Genomic DNA, 398 nt, shown 5'->3' on the forward strand with positions numbered 1-398 from the left:
CCTTGGCCGGCGTCATACGAATGACCTTAAGATGCAGAATGTCCGTGCGACGCATGACGAAGAGCTGATCCGAAACCACGATCAGCGCTTCGCCGTCTGCTGAAAGCCCAAGCATTCGCTGCCGGTCCTCGACCAGGTCTTCTGGGTCACGCACATATTCGAGCTCCGTCTCACCCGGCGCCAAATGGCCAGCCTGAGCCATGCGCGCTGTCCCGACATCCCCCTCGAATGCGAGAGGCTTGAAGCCTCTCACCCATTCTCGTTCTCTTGCGCTGAGAACCAGGCGGAAGCCCGTCGTCAGCGTCACGTGGCAGGCGGTCCTGAGGCGAGGGTCACGATCCTCGGACGGGTTTTGCAGACCTTGCGATTGCCACTCCGGCGGCCAGGCTGTCAGCGAG

1 protein-coding gene is annotated in these 398 nt (G+C 61.8%); it reads right to left on the reverse strand.

The annotated features are described in order from the left end of the window. A partial coding sequence (locus ASF70_RS24460; protein ID WP_210166809.1) for a hypothetical protein occupies positions 1 to 202 on the reverse strand: 202 nt, incomplete at its 3' end. Positions 203 to 398 lie beyond the last annotated feature (196 nt).

Origin of the sequence: Rhizobium sp. Leaf321, assembly GCF_001423215.1 — a bacterium.
GTDB classification, from domain to species: Bacteria; Pseudomonadota; Alphaproteobacteria; order Rhizobiales; family Rhizobiaceae; genus Neorhizobium; species Neorhizobium soli.